Here is a 1,828-nt window from a genome sequence, read left to right as displayed (position 1 = left end):
CCCCCTCCACCCCCGCTCACGAAGGACGACGACCATGGCTCCCACCCTCCGCACGAAGCGCCTCGTCACCCTCACCGCCGTGGCCACCCTGGCCGCGGGAGGGGCGCTGCTCCCCACCACCGCGTTCGCCGCCACCGCGCCGGCCGAGGCGCACGCGGCCACCGCGAAGGAGTCCGGCCGGGGCGGCGGTCACGGCGGAGGCCGGGGCCACGACGACGAGGGCTGGGGGCGCGGCGGCTGGAACCAGGGCGGCAACCGCCCCAACGCCAATGGCAACGGCAGCATCATCATCGTCGTCGGCGACAACAACTCCACCAACATCAACAACGGCACCGTCAACAACGGCGTGATCTTCGACTGAGCATCGCCTACGTCCCACCGACCCGAACCACCAGCACCTCCGGCCACCGGGGGTGCTGTTCCCGTTCCCGTGCGCGGACGGGCGCCGGCCGGGCCCGCGGGTCACTCCTCGGCGCAGAGCTCGTCGCCCGGCGAGGTGCGCACCCGGGCCAGGAGGCCGCGGAGCGCCGTGACCTCCTCCGGGGACAAGTCCCCGAAGAGCCCCCGCTCGACCTCTTCCACCGCCGCCTGGGCCTCGGCCAGCACGCCGCGCCCCCGGTCCGTGATGGCGACGATGTGCCGGCGACGGTCCGACGGGTCGCGACGGCGCTCGACGAGCTCCGCGGACTCGAGGTCGTTGAGGATCGCGACCATGATGCTGGGATCCACCTCGAGCGCCGCGACGAGACCCTGCTGCCCCATGGACCCGCACCCGCCGAGCAGCATCAGCGTGGCTCCGGCCCGCGGTGTGAGGCCGCAGGAAGCGAAGGCGCGCTGGACGCGGCCGTTCGCGATGGCGCCGTGCCGGGCCAGCAGGAAACCGAGCTGCTCCAGCGGGTCGCCGCCGGCAGCACCCTCAACCGCGATCTCGTTCACTGCCATGCCTGCATGATAGCGCGCCACCAACCATCGTGATCGATGGGTAATCCATGAACTTCAACGATTTAGCGACCGCGACCCCCCACCACGCCCCCACGGACGAGGTCGCCCCCAGCGGTCGTTCGTGCCCCGTTATTCCACTTCTCCCGATTCCTTGCGCGAGGCGATGGTCACATCCCATAAATGATTGACCCTCCTCAATCATCTGTTAGGTTCCATTCACCAGCGATCCACAGCGACGCCGGCCCCGCGGAACCAGCACCTGCGAACCAGGCGCCCCGCCCCGGCAGCACCACGGAATCGCCCCCGCACGACGGGGACCGGCCCAACCGGCCGGACCGTCGTCCGACGCCCCGCACACCGGGGCACAGCAAGGAGACACCAGTCATGAACAAGTGGACGCGCATCATCGCCACCTCCACCGCCTCGGTGGCACTCGCCGGCACCGCCCTGCTCGGAGCCACGGGTTCCGCCTCCGCCGCCCCCCGGCCCGCCGGCCAGGACCGGCAGGCCGTGAGCGTCAGCAGCACGACGTGGGACAGGACGGGCGACCGCACCGGGAACGACGACCGGCGCTGGAACGACGAGGTCACCCGCCACCACTACGACTACGGCCACCACCAGGTGCAGTACTGGTACGGGTACGACGGCAAGCTCTACCGGTACGACGGCCACCGCCTGGCCCGCTGGTCCCACGGCCACTGGGTGACCGTCTGGCAGTCCCACGGCCACGGGCCCGTCCGCTGAGGCGCGACCGGATCCGGCACACCCCGCCGGGCCACGCACGCCCCGCCGACAGGCAGGAGGCCACACCGGTGCCGAGCCGCCCCGTCCTCGCACGGCCCGGCGGGGTGTGCCGGATCTGTCTCTTATACAACACTGACGCTGC

General features: G+C 71.7%; 3 protein-coding genes. 2 read left to right on the top strand and 1 reads right to left on the bottom strand.

From position 1 onward, the window contains the following. The first annotated feature begins 34 nt into the window (after nt 1-34). Nucleotides 35-361, top strand: coding sequence for a hypothetical protein (locus PV350_RS46435; protein ID WP_499516005.1), 327 nt, complete (start codon nt 35-37; stop codon nt 359-361). A gap of 101 nt (nt 362-462) precedes the next feature. On the opposite strand, the gene PV350_RS46430 is transcribed toward PV350_RS46435, so the two are convergent. Continuing rightward, nucleotides 463-942, bottom strand: coding sequence for a MarR family winged helix-turn-helix transcriptional regulator (locus PV350_RS46430; RefSeq protein WP_499516004.1), 480 nt, complete (start codon nt 940-942; stop codon nt 463-465). 384 nt (nt 943-1,326) lie between these two features. Here PV350_RS46430 and PV350_RS46425 point away from each other — a divergent pair, with 384 nt between their 5' ends. Continuing rightward, nucleotides 1,327-1,686 (top strand): hypothetical protein, encoded by a 360-nt coding sequence (locus PV350_RS46425; RefSeq protein ID WP_499516003.1) that lies wholly within the window; start codon nt 1,327-1,329, stop codon nt 1,684-1,686. Nucleotides 1,687-1,828: the final 142 nt, after the last annotated feature.

The organism is Streptomyces sp. PA03-6a (assembly GCF_033792765.1).
GTDB lineage: Bacteria > Actinomycetota > Actinomycetes > Streptomycetales > Streptomycetaceae > Actinacidiphila.
Note: the sequence above shows the minus strand (reverse complement) of the source record. Positions and strands in the feature narration are given on the sequence as shown.

Bases quoted from the DNA above. Each gene is read 5' to 3' on its own strand.
- PV350_RS46435 (WP_499516005.1), top strand. From the start codon at position 35: ATGGCTCCCACCCTCCGCACGAAGCGCCTCGTCACCCTCACCGCCGTG.
- PV350_RS46430 (WP_499516004.1), bottom strand. From the start codon at position 942: ATGGCAGTGAACGAGATCGCGGTTGAGGGTGCTGCCGGCGGCGACCCG.
- PV350_RS46425 (WP_499516003.1), top strand. From the start codon at position 1,327: ATGAACAAGTGGACGCGCATCATCGCCACCTCCACCGCCTCGGTGGCA.